General features: G+C 36.8%; 16 protein-coding genes, 2 tRNA genes, 1 riboswitch and 1 other annotated feature. Of the genes, 4 read left to right on the forward strand and 14 right to left on the reverse strand.

What is annotated here, in order from left to right:
- The first annotated feature begins 316 nt into the window (after positions 1-316).
- Positions 317-850: a YceI family protein gene (locus NC797_RS16510; RefSeq protein ID WP_272437918.1), complete on the forward strand. Its 534-nt coding sequence runs from the start codon at positions 317-319 to the stop codon at positions 848-850.
- A 245-nt stretch (positions 851-1,095) separates the two neighbouring features.
- Here the strand turns inward: NC797_RS16510 and NC797_RS16515 are convergent, their stop codons facing one another.
- Positions 1,096-1,731 carry a hypothetical protein gene (locus NC797_RS16515; protein WP_272437919.1) on the reverse strand — a complete coding sequence of 212 codons (636 nt, stop codon included), beginning with the start codon at positions 1,729-1,731 and terminating at the stop codon, positions 1,096-1,098.
- Between the two features lie 564 nt (positions 1,732-2,295).
- Positions 2,296-2,368: transfer RNA gene (locus NC797_RS16520), tRNA-Arg, on the reverse strand.
- A gap of 284 nt (positions 2,369-2,652) precedes the next feature.
- On the opposite strand from NC797_RS16520, the gene NC797_RS16525 reads away from it, so the two are divergent.
- Both NC797_RS16525 and NC797_RS16530 read left to right on the forward strand, forming a co-directional pair.
- Positions 2,653-3,291, forward strand: a complete 639-nt coding sequence (locus NC797_RS16525; RefSeq protein ID WP_272437920.1) for a deoxynucleoside kinase — start codon at positions 2,653-2,655, stop codon at positions 3,289-3,291.
- A gap of 1 nt (position 3,292) precedes the next feature.
- The gene (locus NC797_RS16530) at positions 3,293-3,967 is read left to right on the forward strand and encodes a deoxynucleoside kinase (protein WP_272437921.1); all 675 of its coding nucleotides are present in this window, start codon (positions 3,293-3,295) and stop codon (positions 3,965-3,967) included.
- A 72-nt stretch (positions 3,968-4,039) separates the two neighbouring features.
- Here the strand turns inward: NC797_RS16530 and proC are convergent, their stop codons facing one another.
- The 10 genes from proC to guaB all read right to left on the reverse strand — a co-directional run bounded on the left by proC (position 4,040) and on the right by guaB (position 14,922).
- The gene (gene proC / locus NC797_RS16535) at positions 4,040-4,879 is read right to left on the reverse strand and encodes a pyrroline-5-carboxylate reductase (protein ID WP_272437922.1); all 840 of its coding nucleotides are present in this window, start codon (positions 4,877-4,879) and stop codon (positions 4,040-4,042) included.
- Between the two features lie 442 nt (positions 4,880-5,321).
- Positions 5,322-5,414 (reverse strand) — tRNA-Ser (locus tag NC797_RS16540).
- 163 nt (positions 5,415-5,577) lie between these two features.
- The gene (locus tag NC797_RS16545) at positions 5,578-6,483 is read right to left on the reverse strand and encodes a signal peptidase I (RefSeq protein WP_272437923.1); all 906 of its coding nucleotides are present in this window, start codon (positions 6,481-6,483) and stop codon (positions 5,578-5,580) included.
- A 40-nt stretch (positions 6,484-6,523) separates the two neighbouring features.
- On the reverse strand, positions 6,524-7,138 hold the full coding sequence (locus tag NC797_RS16550; RefSeq protein WP_272437924.1) for a hypothetical protein: 615 nt from the start codon (positions 7,136-7,138) through the stop codon (positions 6,524-6,526).
- 3 nt (positions 7,139-7,141) lie between these two features.
- A complete protein-coding gene (locus NC797_RS16555) occupies positions 7,142-7,675 on the reverse strand; it encodes a hypothetical protein (protein ID WP_272437925.1) in 534 nt (177 codons plus the stop codon).
- A 21-nt stretch (positions 7,676-7,696) separates the two neighbouring features.
- Positions 7,697-7,781, reverse strand: a riboswitch (cyclic di-GMP riboswitch).
- A gap of 844 nt (positions 7,782-8,625) precedes the next feature.
- Positions 8,626-9,903 carry a serine--tRNA ligase gene (serS, locus tag NC797_RS16560; protein ID WP_272437926.1) on the reverse strand — a complete coding sequence of 426 codons (1,278 nt, stop codon included), beginning with the start codon at positions 9,901-9,903 and terminating at the stop codon, positions 8,626-8,628.
- 59 nt (positions 9,904-9,962) lie between these two features.
- Positions 9,963-10,176, reverse strand: a binding site (T-box leader).
- Between the two features lie 42 nt (positions 10,177-10,218).
- Positions 10,219-10,818, reverse strand: coding sequence for a pyridoxal 5'-phosphate synthase glutaminase subunit PdxT (pdxT, locus tag NC797_RS16565; RefSeq protein ID WP_272437927.1), 600 nt, complete (start codon positions 10,816-10,818; stop codon positions 10,219-10,221).
- 64 nt (positions 10,819-10,882) lie between these two features.
- Positions 10,883-11,767, reverse strand: a complete 885-nt coding sequence (gene pdxS, locus NC797_RS16570) for a pyridoxal 5'-phosphate synthase lyase subunit PdxS (protein WP_272437928.1) — start codon at positions 11,765-11,767, stop codon at positions 10,883-10,885.
- Between the two features lie 103 nt (positions 11,768-11,870).
- On the reverse strand, positions 11,871-13,208 hold the full coding sequence (locus tag NC797_RS16575; RefSeq protein ID WP_417168723.1) for a D-alanyl-D-alanine carboxypeptidase family protein: 1,338 nt from the start codon (positions 13,206-13,208) through the stop codon (positions 11,871-11,873).
- Positions 13,209-13,452: 244 nt separating this feature from the next.
- Positions 13,453-14,922 carry an IMP dehydrogenase gene (gene guaB, locus NC797_RS16580; RefSeq protein WP_272437929.1) on the reverse strand — a complete coding sequence of 490 codons (1,470 nt, stop codon included), beginning with the start codon at positions 14,920-14,922 and terminating at the stop codon, positions 13,453-13,455.
- A gap of 158 nt (positions 14,923-15,080) precedes the next feature.
- Between guaB and NC797_RS16585 the strand changes: the two genes are divergently transcribed.
- On the forward strand, positions 15,081-16,046 hold the full coding sequence (locus NC797_RS16585) for a YaaC family protein (protein ID WP_272437930.1): 966 nt from the start codon (positions 15,081-15,083) through the stop codon (positions 16,044-16,046).
- 8 nt (positions 16,047-16,054) lie between these two features.
- Here NC797_RS16585 and NC797_RS16590 read toward each other — a convergent pair whose 3' ends face one another.
- On the reverse strand, positions 16,055-17,167 hold the full coding sequence (locus NC797_RS16590) for an HD-GYP domain-containing protein (RefSeq protein WP_272437931.1): 1,113 nt from the start codon (positions 17,165-17,167) through the stop codon (positions 16,055-16,057).
- Between the two features lie 68 nt (positions 17,168-17,235).
- On the reverse strand, positions 17,236-19,770 hold the full coding sequence (gene gyrA, locus NC797_RS16595) for a DNA gyrase subunit A (protein WP_272437932.1): 2,535 nt from the start codon (positions 19,768-19,770) through the stop codon (positions 17,236-17,238).
- Positions 19,771-19,887: the final 117 nt, after the last annotated feature.

The following is a 19,887-nucleotide window of genomic DNA, read 5'->3' on the forward strand; positions in this document are numbered from 1 at the left end:
CTTGTTTTTATAGACTCGATTAGAGAAGTACGTTTTTGTGCCCATCGCCATTCTCCTTTCCCTTCATAATTAAATTTTATCAGAACAAATGTTCTAAGTCAAGAAATTTCATCTCCTTCGGAGGGGCCATTCATCCCCCACTTATTATTGGTGTTACCCACCTTCACATAATGGAAGTGGGGGTCTTCTCGCCCGTAAAAAGATAAATATCCTAGTTTCGAAATAAATTTGTTGACTATTTATATTTACTATTATATACTAGCTTACATAAAGTAACTTAGTTTACGAAACAACATAATCAAATGGAGGTATACACATGACAAAAACAGCATTTAAGGTAGATCCTGGTCACACAAGTATTGATTTTTCAGTCAAGCATATGATGGTATCAAAGGTAAAAGGTACATTTCATGAATTTGATGCTAACATTACTGCCGATCCAGAGGATTTAACTTCTGCAGAAATTGAAGTAAACGTAGACATTAAAAGCATTGATACACGTAATACTCAACGAGATGAGCACTTACGCTCGGCAGACTTCTTTGATGTAGAAAACAATCCAAAGTTAACTTTCAAATCAACAAAGGTAACAAAAAAATCCGATGATGAGTATGAAGTTACTGGTGATCTTTCTATCGCTAATACGACAAGATCAGAAACATTTAAAGTTGAATTTGAAGGATCAGCTAAAGATCCTTGGGGAAATGAAGTGTATGGCTTTAGTGCAGAAGGAAAGATCAAGCGTAGTGACTATGGCATTACTTATAATGCAGCATTAGAAACTGGCGGAGTACTAATCGGTGATGAAATTAAAATCAACGTAGAACTTGAAGCAGTTAAAGAAGGATAAATAGTATACTAAAAAACGATACCTATAGGTGTCGTTTTTTGTCCTTTGTCTTATTAATATAGTGTATGTGCAAAAAGTTCGACAAATCAGACTGTTGACACCAGCTACAAAGAGGTCTAATCTTACAGTTCTGATAAATGTTGGGATTCATTTAAATTATTCACTATATTTAGTCATAATTGAACTACCCCAAAAGGCAGATTTCACTCTAGCTTTTGGGGTGCAGATCATTTTGCTCTTTTAACTTATAAGATATTCTCTTTGACGGTAACATTGGCATTATTAAAACGAATGTATTTTTCCTGTTTGTCTGCATTACTATCAATCCATGTTACTTTAACTTTCGTTTTTAACAGTGTGTTTATAAAATTCTCTCTGGATGATGATTTAAATTCTTTGTCAAGTAAAATCATAGTTCTGCCGATTGCAACAGTTAAAATATCTTCCCCTTTTGGTTTTGGTTTCAGTGTGAAATAATCATCTGGAAAATCCGGATTCATCACGGATTCAATATTAGAAAACCATAAATGGGAGGTATCTAGATATTCATACATGTCATCATCTAAAAGTGCTGTAATAGTAACTTTTTGCATTTTTTCTTTTGGCTTTTTGACCTGAATGTCAAAAAATATTTTTTCTTTTTTATTTTGTTTTCTTGGTGATACTTCAAGTGTTATTTCAAATGGCATAGAAGTAGGGCTTTTTTTAAATTCGCTTAAATATTTGGCCGATAATTCTTTAGACTCCTTAACAGCGAAAGAAGGAGGAGCTCCTTGATTTTCGGGTTGACTTGTTTCAGGTTCTTTCTGTTGCTCATTGCTGGCATCTTGGCAAGCAACGAGCAACATGATAGTAAATGCCAAGAATATTATCTTTTTCATGGTATGCTCTCCCTTCATTCCTTCAGTTGCAATTATCAGTAGTATTCTGGGTAGTTATAGCCTCCACCCATATACCAATTATACCATCCTCTATCACGTAATTCTGACTCATTATTAAAATTAGGTGAGTAGTTTGTTGTTACAGGACTATAACCTCTATCATAAGTGTAATCGGTTGATTCGGTTCGTGTTGAGTTATCATCTGTTACATATGTTCCGAAGTAATGCTTATATATTTGTCTTGATAAAAATTTTGCTACCCTAATTTTTCTAAATAGTCAAAAGCTATCCCTACTAAAGATGTGTCGTAAGGATTTGATAATACATTCTTTAATATCATAATCAGGTTGCGTTGTATCTACCCCTTCCTACTTAATAATTGCTTTTTACCTTTAAAAACACTTTTCTTCACAAAAAAACCTCCTGAATATTTTTGTTCAGAAGGCTTAAAATGGTTAAGATAGTCCTACGGTTTCTGTTATATAATGCGTTCGGTTTATACCAATTTAGGTTGAACCGATTTCAATAAAAAATCAGCTGTACCCTTTGGTATATAAGGAATAGTGGCCCCGGCAGGATTCGAACCTGCGACACATGGTTTAGGAAACCAATGCTCTATCCCCTGAGCTACGGAGCCAAGATTGACATTCATTTACTTAAAATAAAAACAAGCACTGTTTATTATACATAAAATATTTATACTTGAAAAGAGGCAAATCCTATTCTTATTTTACGTTGACACCATTCCAAACTTAAGTTGTCACATAGATCCAGTGGCGATTACTTATTTTTCTTCCTTTTGATAAATTATGGTAGTATTAAGGGAAACTTTCATCAGTAAATTCTTATGAAAAGTTGCTTCGGAAATGAGTTAAATATAATACTACCTATAAACATGAAATGGTGATTGGAGGGGAAGAAATGGGGGAGGTACCTTTTATTGCTGTAGAAGGACCAATTGGTGTCGGTAAGACTTCATTTGCAATGAAATTAGCTGCTCACTTTCAATTTCATATACTAAAAGAAATAGTAGAAGAAAATCCATTTTTGAATAATTTCTACGACAACATTGACGAATGGAGTTTTCAAACCGAAATGTTTTTTCTTTGTAATCGATACAAACAGTTAGAGGATATAGAAAAATACTTCTTACATAGAGGAAAATCCGTAATTGCTGATTATCATATCGTAAAAAATAGGATATTTGCTAAAAGAACCTTGAAAGAGACCCAATTTATAAAATATGAGCAGATTTACGATATTCTGACGACGGATCTTCCACAGCCGAATCTAATTGTTTACTTAGATGCTCGTTTAGACACATTAATCCATCAGATTAGATCTCGTAACCGTGGAATTGAACACAACATTCAGTCTTCCTATTTGGAACAACTGTCAAAGGATTATCAAGAATTTATGGGTCAATTTGAAGTGCTACATCCGTCCATTCCGATTGTAAGGTTCAATGTTGATGACCTTGATTTTATAAACAATCAAAAAGATTTAGACTTTATGATTAACAAGGTGAACAAGCATCTCCAACAAGGGAGGAGTTCTTGAATTGATACACACTGAAAAGTATAATATTCCACACAATAGTTTCATAACAATTGCTGGAACGGTTGGGATAGGAAAGTCAACAATGACAAACGCACTAGCGAGAGCATTACACTTCCGCACTTCCTTAGAAAAGGTGGATACCAATCCATATTTAGATAAATTTTATGCAGATTTCAAACGATGGAGCTTCCACCTTCAAGTCTATTTCCTAGCAGAGCGATTCAAAGAACAGAAAAGAATGTTTGAATATGGCGGTGGTTTCATTCAAGATCGATCTATTTATGAAGATACTGGTATCTTTGCAAAAATGCATTATGAACAAGGCACAATGATGAAAGCCGATTATGAAACATATAAGAGCTTATTTGATGCAATGGTGATGACACCTTTTTTTCCACACCCAGATTTACTCATTTACTTAGAAGGATCCTTTGAAGCTATTATGAAGCGAATCAAGGAACGCGGCAGACCAATGGAACAGCAAACCCCTTTAAGTTATTGGGAGGAAATGTATAACCGCTATCAACAATGGATAGACCAATTTAATACTTGCCCAATTTTACGGATTAATATTGCGGACTATGATCTGCATGATGATCAAACCTCCTTGCAACCGATGTTAGAAAAAATAGGTGCTATCATTCAAGAATCTAGAAAAGTGGGACGAAACCACTAAAGCTGCTGTTCAAAAAGGCACCAAATGACTCCCTTATCTTTTTTGTGCACAAAGTGCTGTCCAGTCTTGCTTTTACTTTAATGTGCTTGATCTTGCTTGAAACGCACTACCCAGTTCTACCGACCTTGCCCCAGCTTGTTTAATGCAGGCTATGAGCGCCTCTTGTGATTTATATTTTTCTAACGTCTCAACCCCGGCTTGAGTTGTTCCACCAGGACTCGTTATCTTTTTTCGTAATACTGCAGGCTCTTCTTTTGTTGTTTTTAGCATTTGAGCAGCTCCAACGAATGTCTGTATAATTAATTCTTTCGCAACTTCTTCATTTATACCTGCATCTTTAGCTGCCTGTTCCATTGCTTCGGCAAAATAATAAATGTAAGCTGGACCACTACCAGATAAACCAGTAATTGCATGAAGATCTGCCTCATCTACGACAGCTGTTGTACCAATTGTTTGAAATAGTTCCTTTACCTTTTCAATATGCTCGTTGTTTGCATATTTTCCTCCTGCAATTGCTGTAGCGGAACAACCAATCGTTGCCGATGTATTTGGCATGGCTCTTACTACAGGAGCATTTAAACCCAATTCCACAGATATATAGTCTGTTGAAACACCAGCTAAAACGGAAACAACAATCTGATTCGGTTCAATATAGCCTTTAATAGCATGTAAAGCATCTTTAATATCTTTTGGTTTCATGGACAAAATTACGATATCAGCACCTTTGATAACCTTTCCTCGATCTGATGAGCTATCGACCTGATAAAGATTAACTAATCGTTCTAGTCTCTCTTTATTTTCTTTATTTGTAACACTAATTTCGTTTGACTTTAAAAACCCTTTTGCCAACATTCCTGTTATAATTGCTTCTGCCATTGAACCAGCGCCAACAAAGGATACCTTTTTAAACATTTAGCAATTCCTCCTAATCAAAAAATAGCAATAAATACTTCCAAAATTAAAAAACCCCATTCCATCCTTTTTGATTACAAAAGGACGGAATGAGGTTCGTTCCGCGGTACCACCTTAGTTGACATCCTCTATTATGCTAGACAGATGCCCGCTCTTTCCGATAACGCACGGTGCGGTTAGGTTTACCTAACAAGCTCCTAGGTAGGTTCGATAAGACCTATGACGATGGAATCTTTCAGCCGATGAATTCCAATCTCTTTTCGTATGGTTTTTTATCTACTAGCCTGCTCTTCGCCGATAACATTTATTTTAAAGTATTATGCAGGGAAACAGAGAATATGTCAAGTGTTTTTTTTCTACGCACTTAAAGTGTAAAACACAAAAGACCGTTACACATTGTAACGGTCTTTTTATTTAAATCTCCAATTTTATGCGCTGTATATGGCGGAGGAGGAGGGATTCGAACCCCCGCGAGCCGTGAAGCTCCTGGCGGTTTTCAAGACCGCTCCCTTCAGCCAGACTTGGGTACTCCTCCATAGTCAACGAAAATAAATATACCATGTATGTATGGTGAGTGTCAACCGGTTATGCTCGTATCAATGATCATTTTAAATTCGAAACTATAAAAGGTTGTTCAAAAAGTCGACTTTATAAACATGCACTATAAAGAAGTGTTCCATTCAATTTTAATGCACATTTTATTTTTTTTTAAAGAACCTTTTATTTCGTTTTCTTGGAGGAATTTGTTTCCATTCTTCTTTTTCATCTAACATACTTTTTGTCGTGTTATGATTATGTTCTAGACGATCTAAATCATTCTGCTGTTTTAGATCCAGTTCTTGTTCTAATTCAACCAGTGCCATAATAAGTTCCTGAAAGGCAGGATCATTTATATGACTGGACGTTTGTTCCTTAATCAAGCGTCGGTTTCTTTCAATCAAATGTATTATTTTTTCTATTTGGGCCATGTCTGTGTATGGTACACGTTCTCTTTTCTGCACGTTTTCTCTTAAAAGGCCCATTATTTGCTTTTGTCCCTTTTCTATTTGTTTCGTACTTTGAAACAAATCTGAAAAGAAAAATAAGGCAATACCTTTTCTTAAACTAATTTCTCTTTTCTCTAATTCATCAAAAATCACATATAACAAATACAAAATAAATGAAGAAAGAATAAAATAAAATCCTTGTTTGCTATTTAAAAATAAAATCAGATAACCGAGATAACGGTATGATGCTGCATCCGTTCCCATTATATCCTCAGGAAGAACGGTGAAAGGGTCTTCCCCGTTATTGTTATCCCCTTTTATTCTAAATTGTAGCGTACCATTTGCTTCATTTACTTCCACGACTCGATGAATAATCGATGGTGGATAATTAAATCTATCCTGGACTGCCTTAGGGACACGGACAACGATAACATCCCCAACCTTTACTTCTGATGGAGTAACCTTCCGAATAATGACTAGGTCACCGACGTTTAATTCTGGTTCCATACTTTTAGTTGGGATTGCAGTTAAAGGTGGCGTACCATATTGAAAATACAACACCATCGATACCATCACAGCAAATATAAAAAATGTATAAATCCGTCCGACATTTTTCATTCCAGAGATCTCCTTAACAAGATCAAGTAAATAACCACTTTTACATTCTCACCATAAGATCAAAGGTTAAATTGTTTATTTGTTCTTGTTGACCTGGGGCTACTTTTCCTCCAGGGTTTTTATAGGTCGCTATGATGTACAATGTCGTATTACTTCGAGCATCTTGTGGAATGAGTTGTTGAGGAGCCAGAATACCACTTGCTTGTGTACGATTCATAAATAGGACATCATCTGAAAGCATATTTACCTTTAAATCCGTTCCATCCTCAAGTTCCAACACATAATCAGCATTTGTTGCAGAAGCTGGTAGTTCATAATACACTCCAACTTCTACCCACCAATTGTCTTTTAAAAGATTATTATCTTCATTGATTCCAAACACCGTGACGATTATTTGTGCCAATTCGCTGTATCGTTTATTTCCAAGATCAATCTTATAAAGCGGAATACCAGAAATTTTATAGGCACGTCCAGTATATAAAGAATAGGCACCACCACTTAGTGATGTGACTGCTGCTGCTTTCCCACTAGATAAGGTGCTATCTGGTTTTACGTTTATGTTCAGTCGAAGCGCTTCTCCATATGCCCAAGAAACAAATGTAATCGAAAAAAACAAAAATGCGCTAAGCATTGTGATTCGTTTACAGAATCTCATGATCTATTTAATCTCCACGTAAAAGTCAGGTGACAAACTCCCATCCGTTGCATCCGTAGAAATGGCGTAATAACTGCCACTAGATATACTAACTGCATAGCTGTCAAAACCACCACTAAGTGTAAAAGTAATAAAACCGTTTGCTAAAGAAAGTACGGTTGTTTCTACTTCAGTCCAGCTAGTTGCACTATCACTTTTACCGTAAATCTTAACATTCAAATTTAAAAAACTATAATTTTTCGCTAAATCGCCCGCATTACCAAGATAAAGTGTTCCATATACATCACCTGTATAGCTATTAGGATCAATGATATAAAGATCACTTTTTCCAGTCGTTCCTGAAACTCCTTTTGCTGGTTTCCAATTTGGAAAATCAACAATCCCTGTTGGGCCATCTGTTCCACTTGCTGCAGTGACGGTAGCAAATTGTCCAGAATTAACTGTGACAGATTTTGCAGCATTCGTTGCTGCATAACTCACACTTGTGACTGCTAATGCCAACAATACTCCTAACATTAAAAATACCTTTTTTCTCACTTTTTTTTCCCCTTTCTTTTATAAGAAAAGGATCGGTTGCACTACTAGCTCAATCGTACCTAAGTGCCCACAATAAAGATACGATGTCATTGCTCCCCCTGTCTCTAAAATAAATAGTTCCTTTAGCATATGTCAATCAGACTATGCCCAATTATAAATAATCATAGCATGTCTAACCAGGATGTCAATAACTATTTTAGTGCGTGTTCAAAAACCTCCATGGCTTATCAGCCACCACAATGAATGAAAACAGCACAGTTACTAGTTTACGTATAAAAAGCCAGATAATTAAAAGCAAGCAGATGGGGGGAGGACGCGCGTTTGGCTGGGTTTTCGCCCCGAATGCGTCTTCATCGCCTTGATGAGAGCGCGTTTGGCTGGGTTTTCGCTCCAAATGCGTCTTCATCTCCTTGATGAGAGCGTGTTTGGCTGGTTTTTCGCCCCGAATGCGTCTTCATAGCCTTGATGAGAGCGCGTTTGGCTGGGTTTTCGCCCCGAATGCGTCTTCATAGCCTTGATGAGAGCGCGTTTGGCTGGGTTTTCGCTTCGAATGCGTCTTCATCGCCTTGATGAGAGCGCGTTTGGCTGGGTTTTCGCTTCGAATGCGTCTTCATAGCCTTGATGAGAGCGCGTTTGGCTGGGTTTTCGCTCCAAATGCGTCTTCATCTCCTAATGAGAGCGCGTTTGGCTGGGTTTTCGCTTCGAATGCGTCTTCATCTCCCTAATGAGAGCGCGTTTGGCTGGGTTTTCGCCCCGAATGCGTCTTCATCTCCCTGATGAGAGCGCATTTGGCTGGTTTTTGGCTCCAAATGCGTCTTCATCGCCTTGATGAGAGCGTGTTTGGCTGGTTTTTCGCCCCGAATGCGTCTTCATCGCCTTGATGAGAGCGCGTTTGGCTGGTTTTTGGCTCCGAATGCGTCTTCATCTCCCTAATATCAATTATTTTTCCTTCACTGTTTTATTACGCTTTTGCCTCCCATGTAAGGACGCAACACCTCAGGAATGACGATAGACCCATCCTCCTGCTGATAGTTTTCTATAATAGCAGCCACTGTTCGACCGAGTGCAAGTCCTGAACCATTAAGTGTATGAACAAATTCAGGTTTACCTTTTTCCTCTCTGCGGAAACGTATGCCTGCGCGTCGTGCTTGGAAAGCTTCAAAATTAGAACAAGAAGAGATTTCGCGATACGTTTCATAACTAGGAAGCCATACTTCTATATCGTATTTTTTTGCAGCAGTGAAACCTAAATCTCCAGTACACATGCTCATTACACGGTAAGGTAGTTCCAACAGCTGTAATACTTTTTCCGCTTGTCCTGTTAATTCTTCTAATACGTTATAAGAATCCTCTGGTTTAACGAACTGGACGAGCTCTACTTTATTAAATTGATGCTGACGAATTAATCCTCGTGTATCTCTTCCTGCAGAACCAGCTTCAGAACGAAAAGAAGCGCTGTAGGCAACGTATTTTTTTGGCAAATCATTTCCGTTTAAAATTTCATCATGGTAATAATTTGTAACAGGTACTTCTGCAGTAGGTATTAAAAAGTAATCCCATCCATCAATTTTAAATGCATCTTCTTCAAATTTAGGCAATTGTCCTGTTCCAGTCATGCTTGCTCGATTCACCATGTAAGGTGGGAGCATTTCCTCATAACCGTGCTGATCTGCATGTAAATCCATCATAAAATTAATTAAGGCTCTTTCCAGTCTTGCACCTAATCCTTTATAAAAAACAAAACGGCTGCCTGTCACTTTTGAGGCGCGCTCAAAATCAAGTATATCCAACTCTGTTGCTAATTCCCAATGTGCTTTAGCTTCAAAGGAGAAATCTTTAACGTCTCCCCATGTTCGTATTTCAACGTTTTGATCTTCACTTTCACCAACTGGAACACTTTCATGTGGAATATTTGGAATAGACAGGAGTAACGTTTCTAATTGTGTGTCGACTTCCTTTAATTCAGCGTCCAATTTTTTTATTTTTTCTCCTACTTCTCTCATTTCTTTAATGAATTCATCTGCATCTTTTTTTTCTTTTTTCATTATAGATATTTGCTTCGTCACTTCGTTTCGTTTTGCTTTTAATTCTTCCGTTTCTGTAATCAACTTACGTCTTCTTTCATCTAAATCACCGAATCGATCAAGGTCAGATAAATCCTCACCACGATTCTTTAACTTTGCTTTCACTTCGTTGTAATTGCCACGTAACATTTTCATCTCTAACATTGGATATCCTCCTTACAGTTATCAACTAAATTAAATACAAAAACTCCCATCCCTAATAACATAGGGACGAGAGTTGGATTCCCGCGATACCACCCTTATTGAAGATTAAATCTTCCGGCTCAGAATATGATAACGGGATTAAACCCGGGTATACATACTTAACTTCAGCATACCAGTTCTAGGATGGATTCACAGTATTCTTCATCGATTCACACCAACCATCGACTCTCTTAAGAAAGAGCTACTGTTACTAGTTCCTTTCATCACTTTTAGAGTTTGTTCAAAACGCTATTTCTATATAAGATAGCGAATTTTTTATTGTGTTGCAAGAGCTGACTTTGATTCCTCTACCATTTTAACAAAATAACTTGCCATTCTATGGTCATCTGTTAGCTCTGGGTGAAAAGCACTACATAAATAATGATTTTGTCTTGCTGCAACAATTTTTCCATTATATGTTGCCAATACATCTACATCATCACTAGCTTCTACTACATAGGGTGCTCGAATAAAAACGGCATTAAACCCTTCACCAACATCCTTCACATTTAAATCAGCTTCAAAGCTTGCAATTTGTCTACCAAATGCATTACGCTCAACTTTAATGTCCATAAGCTGCAAATGAGCAGAATCACTTCCAACAATATTCTTTGCCAAAAGAATGAGTCCTGCACACGTACCAAAAATAGGTTTCCCTTTTTTTCCGAATGCAACCAAGGCATCAAAAAAATCATATTTATCAATTAATCTTCTCATAGTGGTACTTTCTCCACCTGGTAAAATCAATCCATCTATTTCATCTAATTGTTCTTTTTGTTTAATTACAACACCCTCAGCTCCAGATGCAATTACAGATTGCAAATGTTCTCTTACTGCACCTTGAAGGCCTAATATGCCAATTTTTGTTTTCGTCATGAGGCACTTCTCCTTTTAGAACACGCACTTTTACACGATCAAACACTAAGGTAAAGGTAGAATCTTACCAACCACGTTCTTGCATACGGTTTTCAGGAGCTAACGTACTGATTTCAATTCCCTTCATCGCATTACCAAGTCCTTTAGATAGTTTACCAATTAATTCGTAATCTTCATAATGGGTTGTGGCTTCTACCACTGCTTTTGCAAATTTTTCAGGGTTATCCGATTTAAAAATACCGGAACCAACAAATACACCGTCCGCACCTAGTTGCATCATTAATGCAGCATCTGCAGGTGTTGCGACTCCGCCTGCAGCAAAGTTGACAACTGGTAGACGCCCATTTTTCTTAATATCAAGAAGTACATCATATGGAGCTCCTAGGTTTTTGGCAAATGTCATTACTTCATCCTCAGACATTCCGATTAATTTACGGATTTGTGATTGAACTTCACGCATATGACGAACCGCCTCAACGATATTTCCTGTTCCAGGTTCACCTTTTGTACGAAGCATAGAGGAACCTTCACCAATTCTTCTTGCAGCCTCACCAAGATCACGACATCCGCAAACAAATGGAACAGTATACTCACGTTTATTTATATGGTAAACCTCATCAGCTGGTGTTAATACTTCACTTTCATCAATGTAATCTACACCCATTGCTTCTAGAACTCTAGCCTCTACAATATGACCAATACGAGCCTTTGCCATAACAGGAATAGAAACAGCATTCATTACCTCTTCTACAATAGTAGGGTCCGCCATTCTTGCCACTCCACCAGCAGCGCGAATATCTGCAGGAACTCTTTCTAGTGCCATTACCGCAACAGCGCCAGCTTCTTCTGCTATTTTAGCTTGTTCTGCATTAACCACATCCATGATAACGCCACCCTTTTGCATTTCAGCCATTCCCCGTTTTACTCGATCCGTACCTAAGTTTGTCATCATCTTTTCCTCCCATGCTATATTGCTCAAAAGTTTTGTTTAAAACCCTCCAGTGTTTACTCTATCGACTATTGTAACGTAAATTATGATTAAATCCTACTAGTTAGAACCAGCCTTTAACCGTATCGGAAACAGAAGTAAACATGTTACTGAAAAACTGACCAATACCACTTATTCCTAGCATAAACCAATTTGACTTTTCTACACTTGAAGTCGTAACTATATCGACCGAAACTGTTTCTTTATCATTTCGTATATAACCAAAATCATTATCGCCAGTGTAAACTAACTCCATCTTCCCAATTTTTTCTCCCTTTTCAATTGGGGCAACGAGTTCACCATCTTTATTTAACTTTTCTTCATCAATCGTATACTTAACAGAATAGTTTTCATCTTCTCCATCTTTAACTACAGTTTGAACTGCTTCATTGGAGGCTATTTCAACGGTATCCGCTTTTCCTTTTGCTACTGGAATCGTTGACTTCCCTTTTATTTGATACCCCTTTGGAAATAGTTCCTTCTTTTCAAACTGATTAAATCCATAATCAAGCAGCTTACTTGTTTCCTGAAATCGTGCTTGTTTACTAGACGTTTTCATCACTACTGAGATCAAGCGACGGCCGTTTTTCTCAGCAGTACCAGTAAATGTATATCCAGCTTTCTCTGTATAACCTGTTTTTAAGCCGTCAACACCTTCGTATTTAAATGGAACTAAATACGTCGCTGTATGTGGAAGCATCCAGTTTAAATTAAGTAATGTACGACCATCTAATTCTGTTTGAAGTTGACTTGAAATTTCTAATGCATTCGGAAAATCTGTAACTAACCGATAAGCAAGCAGTGCTGCTGCCTTAGACGATAGAAGATCCTCTCCCTCTGGATCCGTTCCTTCTGGATAGCTTTCTCCAAGGTCTGTATTTGATAATCCCGTGGAATTGACAAATTGATAATCGGTAAGACCCATTTCTTTTCCTTTTTCATTCATTTTTTGTACAAATTCACCTTCAGAACCTGCTATCAATTCGGCAAGAGCAATGGTTGTTGCATTATCTGATCCAATAGCCATTGCCTCATAAAGTTGTCTTACAGTATAATCTTTATCTTGAGTAAGACCAATACCAGAGAAGGTTGGATCTGCTGATATACTATAAGCATAGTCACTAATTTGTGTAGTAGTTTCCCAACTAATTTCTCCGTTTTCTATCGCTTCTAACACAAGATATTCCGTCATCATTTTTGTCATACTTGCTGGAGGTAATTTTATATCTGGATCTTTAGCAAATAGTATCTTTCCTGTTTCCACATCCAATAAGATTGCTGATTGGGCTTGTACATCAAAGTTTGTTTCTGCATCAACTTTTAAAGGACTATATATAAAAGATGTAACGAACAAAACATACGCTAGCAGTGTGATCATAGATGTCTTACAATTCATTTTCAACTTTCTCTACCTCCACCTAAATTGTCATATCTCAGCTATTTTATCATATGTAATAGAAAAGAGAAACTTCCTTTAGTAATAGTTTTTCACCAATCGTTCGTAACTCTATTAGAAAACAGAAAAAGTAGCTAGACAAGCGTGTACCAGCCTAGCTACTTTCTTCTGTTTGCTCCGTTCGAAAATTATAAGTGTGTGCTCAAAAAGTCGGCAAATTGGCGAGTTTTTGAACAACCTCTATAATGGTTTACATTGAATAATTAGGGGCTTCTTTCGTAATCTGGACATCATGTGGATGACTTTCTCTTAATCCAGCACCAGTCATACGAATAAACTGGGCATCATTTCTTAACTGGTCTATATCTTTAGCTCCACAGTACCCCATGCCTGAACGCAACCCTCCCAGTAGTTGGTGTACAGTGTCAACTAGAGGCCCTTTGTATGCGACACGTCCTTCAATTCCTTCAGGTACTAATTTTTTCGTTTCTTCTGATTCTTGAAAATAGCGATCCTTTGATCCTGATTTCATAGATTCTACTGAACCCATTCCACGGTATACCTTGTATCTACGTCCTTGGAAAATTTCCGTCTCTCCAGGACTTTCAGATACTCCAGCAAAAAGACTGCCAAGCATAACAACATGTGCACCTGCTGCAAGTGCTTTTACTACATCACCAGAATATTTAACTCCACCATCAGCAATCACTGGTATGCCATATTTACTCGCTTCCTGTACACAATCATAAACAGCGGTTATTTGTGGAACACCAACACCTGCCACAACTCTTGTCGTACAGATCGAACCAGGTCCAATTCCAACTTTAATAATATTTGCCCCAGCTTCAATTAAATCTTTTGTTGCTTCAGCTGTAGCAACATTTCCTGCAATAATATCAATGTTTGGGTATTTAGTACGAAGATTTTTTACTTGGTCAATTACACCTTTAGAGTGACCATGTGCGGTGTCTAGAACAAGTACATCAACACCGGCTTCCACCAATTTTTCTACTCTTGTCATTGCATCTGCCGTTACACCAATAGCTGCTCCAGCAAGTAATCTTCCGCTCGCGTCCTTGGCTGCATGAGGAAATTCAATTACTTTTTCAATGTCTTTAATTGTAATAAGACCTTTTAAAACACCTTCATCATCGACTAATGGCAATTTTTCAATTTTATATTGTTGTAATTTTTTTTCTGCTTGTTCTAGAGTTGTCCCAACAGGAGCAGTAACGAGATTCTCACTTGTCATTACTTCTGATATTTTTATCGAATAGTCTTGAACAAACCGTAAATCACGATTGGTTAGAATCCCGACTAATTTTTGTTCTTCTTCATTATTTACAATTGGAACACCTGAAATTCGGAATTTTCCCATTAAGTGTTCTGCATCAAAAACTTGATTTTCTGGATATAGGAAAAAAGGGTTTGTGATAACTCCGCTTTCTGAGCGTTTCACCATGTCAACTTGTTCTGCTTGATCCTCTATTGACATATTTTTATGAATGATTCCCAAACCACCTTGACGTGCCATTGCAATTGCCATTTCAGCTTCTGTTACAGTATCCATTCCAGCACTAATGAGCGGTATATTTAGTTTTATATTTTCAGAAAGAACTGTACTTACAGATACATCTCTAGGTAGGATCTCTGATTTTGCTGGCATAAGCAAAACATCATCAAAAGTAAGGCCTTCCTTTGCAAATTTGTCCTCTCTCATATAAATCCCTCCCTTATCGTTTTTAAAAAGTTGGTTAAACTAGAATTAGTATTCTGAATCCATTCGTTAATCATTCTTTTTTCTTATTGCTATTTACAATACGACATCACTATTTCTTTTTCAACCTTTTTCTACTATTTTTCAATGAGGGATCAAATATGGTACTAATAGATGAGATAACTACCTTTTTAACCTATTTAAAATCAGCAAATACGGCACAGTCCTATTTACATGACTGCTATCATAACAATCATGTAGAGGGTGGTGAAAAGAAGAGCTTTGAAAATGCATATCGCTTTATTTACTATCTCGAACATGGGGAGTCCTTTTTTGCTACGGGAAAAAAAGCGGATCTTATAACGAAGCCTATCTTATACTTTTATGGAATGATCCATTTATTAAAAGCCTGCTTATTAACACAACGTCCTGACTATCCCGAAAATACATCACTGCTTTCACATGGTGTATCTACAAGAAAACGAAAAAAACAAAATTATTCCTTTTTACAGGATGAAGTAAAACCACAACATAACGGGCTTTTCCCGTATTTTTCAACGTATCTATATGGTGAAAAAGAAGCCTATTTAGAAAAAATGGATATGAATAGGCTTTTTCATAATATTCCTGAAATGCGTGATATGTATATCCACTATAATAAAAGAGACTCCATGTTCCCGATTGGAAATTACGGTGATAATTTTGTAACTTTTCCGCTCAGTATCTTAGATCACTATCACACGACAGAACATCGTTTTATTGAAAAGCTTCAAACGAGTCGTCTGAATATAAAAGGGGTCCATAAACAGGAAAAGAAACTTGTTGTTGAACTAATGGATCCTATAAACCCAATATCAAATGGTCCTTTTTATTTTCATTATCAAAAACAAACATTTTATTTCCCTTGGAACCGACACTATTTTCTAACCTTTAATGAAGTCATGTATCATTATTTACTATTATATAATTTAAGTATGATCTGTCGTTATGAAACAGAGTGGTGGGGGGATTTGATTCATAATCATCCGAATGAGGATTATCCTTTTATTCAACATTTTTTGGATGTCACTGCCACAAAGGTACCATTAATGCTTGGACAATATCTATTACATCTTAAAAAAGAATAAAATTTCACTTATATATTGATTGTTTCATCATTCATTTGAATCTCTTCAATATAGATGGATGTTTCATTTTTTAATGCAATGAGCTCACCACTATCTTTTAATCGTACGATTGGGCGTGTTGGATAATGATCATCTACAAATACAATTTGACCTACGGAATTATTAGAAAGTCTTATCATTGTTCCTTTTGTAAAATTAGTTAAGGTATCTACAAATAACCGAATCATTTCATAATCATATTTTCCAAATTGATCTTGTAGCATTTCTTCTATCGCCTTAAATGGAGAACATTTTTTCCGATAAAGTCTTTCTGATGTCATTGCATGATACATATCACAAACAGCTATGATATTAGCATATGAATGTATTTTTTCCTCTTTTACACCCATTGGGTATCCAGTACCGTCCAATCGCTCATGATGCTGTAAAATCCCTAACTTAATTGCTGTTGTTAAAGAAGGTATTTCATCTACCATCTTATAAGAAAAGGTAGGGTGTTTTTGGATTTCCTTGTATTCATTCTTCGTGAGTGCTCCATCTTTATTGATCAAGGAGGGCTGCAATTTTGCCATGCCACAGTCAGCTAGAAGTCCTGCTAATCCTACTTGTTTCCATTCATTTAAGCTCATTTTCTTTGCAAGAAAAGCTGAGAGTAGTGATACTGCTACTTGATGGTGATAAAAATAATCCCTAGCAGAAGCAAACGTATGTATTTGGTAAATGGATAGGCCAATATCATCTATTTTATCAAGGAGTGGGGTAAGAAGTTTTCTAACTTCTTTGATTTCTATGGATAATCCTCTTTGCCATTTTACAAATAATTGTTTATATCCTTGAACAGCATCAAGATAATAATCTGCAAACGTTTTGGTATGGCTCTTTTTATGATTCCTATCGTTCTCTTGAACATGATCTTTTTGAGAGATGGGTTTCGGAACAAATGGAGCTCCATAGGAAAGCCTGGAGGCAACCTCAACTTCATGAACGAGAAATTTTTTTAATATTGTGATATGTTTTTCGTTAACAACCGTATTTTTTGGAATGAGTGGACGATTCGTCTTTCCAATAACATCCTTTAAAATTATGCAACCAATTACCATTTGTGTTGGTGATACGATCATTTATCCCACCTCATATATAGAATGAAGATAACTTCTGCCAAACGACAAAAGTTATCCTTATTAAACATTTATTCGTCTTCAGAAACAATTGAATCGGTTGAATTAAGGTCAACCTGTTCATTACTTTCTTCTGTTTCAGATTCTTCATTTTCTATTTCTAATCCTTCTTGATCATCCGTATCAATCATGGCGACAGTTGCAACTTCTTCTTCTTCCTGAATTCGAATAAGACGAACTCCTTGTGTGTTTCGTCCCGTAACAGAAATTCCTTCAACTGGCATACGAATTAATACACCAGAAACAGTGATGACCATAATATCTTCGTCACCTGTAACTGCCTTCACTGCCACGATATGCCCTGTTTTTTCCGTTATATGGCTAGTAAATATTCCTTTTCCACCACGATTGGTGATTCTGTATTCTGTTTCAGGTGTTCTTTTACCATAGCCTTTACTTGTTACGTTTAGTACTTGATAATCTTTTTCTAGTATTTCCATTGATACTACTTTGTCATCTCCACGCAAGGAAATACCTTTTACTCCTGCAGCTGTTCGACCCATAGATCGAATTTGTTCCTCTGGGAAACGGATTAAATAACCATTTTTCGTTCCGATTATTATATGTTTGTTCCCATCCGTTAGACGAACGGAAATTAACTCATCTTCTTCTCGTAAATTTAATGCAATTAAGCCACCTTTACGGATGTTGGCAAATTGCGATAATGTTGTTCGTTTCGAAATACCTTGTCTAGTAGTGAAGAATAAATAACAATCATCTACAAATTCATTGACCGAGATTACCGCATTAATCCATTCCTCTTTCTCGATTTCTAATAGGTTGATAATCGGAATACCCTTAGCTGTTCTGCTAAATTCAGGTACTTCATAGCCTTTCGCTTTATATACTTTTCCTTTGTTAGTGAAAAATAAAATGGTGTCATGTGTTGAAGTGGACACAAGATGTTCTACAAAATCATTTTCATTTGTTCCCATTCCTTGTACACCACGACCACCTCTTTTTTGACTACGATAGGTAGAGGAAGGTAATCGTTTTACATAACCATTATGGGTTAATGTAATCACCACATTTTCCACAGGAATTAAGTCTTCATCTTCAATAAAATCGGTTCCACCAATCATAATTTCCGTACGTCTTTTATCATTAAAGCGTTCTTTTATTTCCGTTAATTCATCACGAATGATTTCTAACACTTTTTCTTCATCAGCTAAAATCGCTCTTAATTCATCAATCAGCTTAATGAGGTCTTCATATTCCTGTTCTATTTTTTCTCTTTCTAGACCAGTTAATCGTTGGAGTCGCATATCCAAAATGGCCTGTGCCTGTTTTTCTGTTAATTCAAAGCGCTCAATTAACCCTTCTCTTGCTATATCGGCTGTATTTGATTGACGGATTAATGTGATCACTTCATCAAGATGATCTAAAGCAATTCTTAATCCTTCTAAAATGTGTGCCCTTGCTTCTGCTTTTTTAAGTTCAAAAGCAGTTCTTCTTTTGATCACTACTTTTTGATGATCAAGATAATGAACTAAGCATTGCTTTAAATTCAATACCTTTGGTTGACCATCAACAAGTGCAAGCATATTAATTCCAAATGAGGTTTGTAGTGCTGTTTGTTTGTATAAATTGTTTAAAATTACGTTTGGATTTGCATCACGCCGAAGTTCAATAACAACACGCATCCCATTACGATCTGATTCATCTCGTAAGTCTGTTATACCATCTATTTTTTTATCTCGAACAAGTTCAGCTATTTTTTCGATCAGTTTCGCTTTATTAACTTGATAAGGCAATTCATTTACAATGATAGTAGACTTACCGTTTGCATGTTCCTCTATACGTGCTTTTGCCCGAATGGTGATCGAGCCTTTGCCTGTTTCAAATGCTTTTCTAATTCCGCTTCTACCAAGGATTTGACCTGCAGTAGGGAAATCAGGACCAAAAATGTGATTTTCCATTAATTCCTCTATCGTAATGTCGGGGTCTTTACTAATAGCTAACACCGCATCGATTGTTTCTCCTAACTGATGAGGAGGAATATTTGTTGCCATCCCAACAGCTATTCCAGATGCACCATTGACGAGTAAATTTGGAAAACGAGCTGGAAAAACGACTGGTTCTTTTTCAGATCCATCATAGTTTTCAGTGTAATCGATGGTATCTTTATTTATGTCTCTTAATAATTCCATCGATATTTTTGACATACGGGCTTCCGTATAACGCATGGCTGCCGCTGAATCTCCATCAACAGAACCAAAGTTACCATGGCCATCAACAAGCATATTTCGATAACTAAAATCTTGAGCCATTCTTACCATTGATTCATAAACAGCACTGTCACCGTGTGGATGGTATTTACCTATAACTTCACCAACAATACGAGCAGACTTTTTGTAAGGTTTATCCGAATGCATTCCTAAGTCATGCATAGCGAACAGTATCCGGCGGTGAACAGGCTTTAACCCGTCCCTTACATCTGGTAATGCCCGTGAAACAATTACACTCATTGCATAATCTAAAAATGAAGTTCTCATTTCTTGGCTTATGTTTACTTCTTGTACTTGTGGTCGTTGTTGATCTACCATTAAGATTGCCTCCTATCAACATGAGGAAAAAGACTGGATTATCATTTTCTGTAACGAGCAGTACCTACATCGTTTTCTCTCTATTTTTAAATACTACTTGGCTAGTCCCATAGGATG

Source organism: Terrihalobacillus insolitus (assembly GCF_028416575.1).
GTDB classification, from domain to species: domain Bacteria; phylum Bacillota; class Bacilli; order Bacillales; family Amphibacillaceae; genus Terrihalobacillus; species Terrihalobacillus insolitus.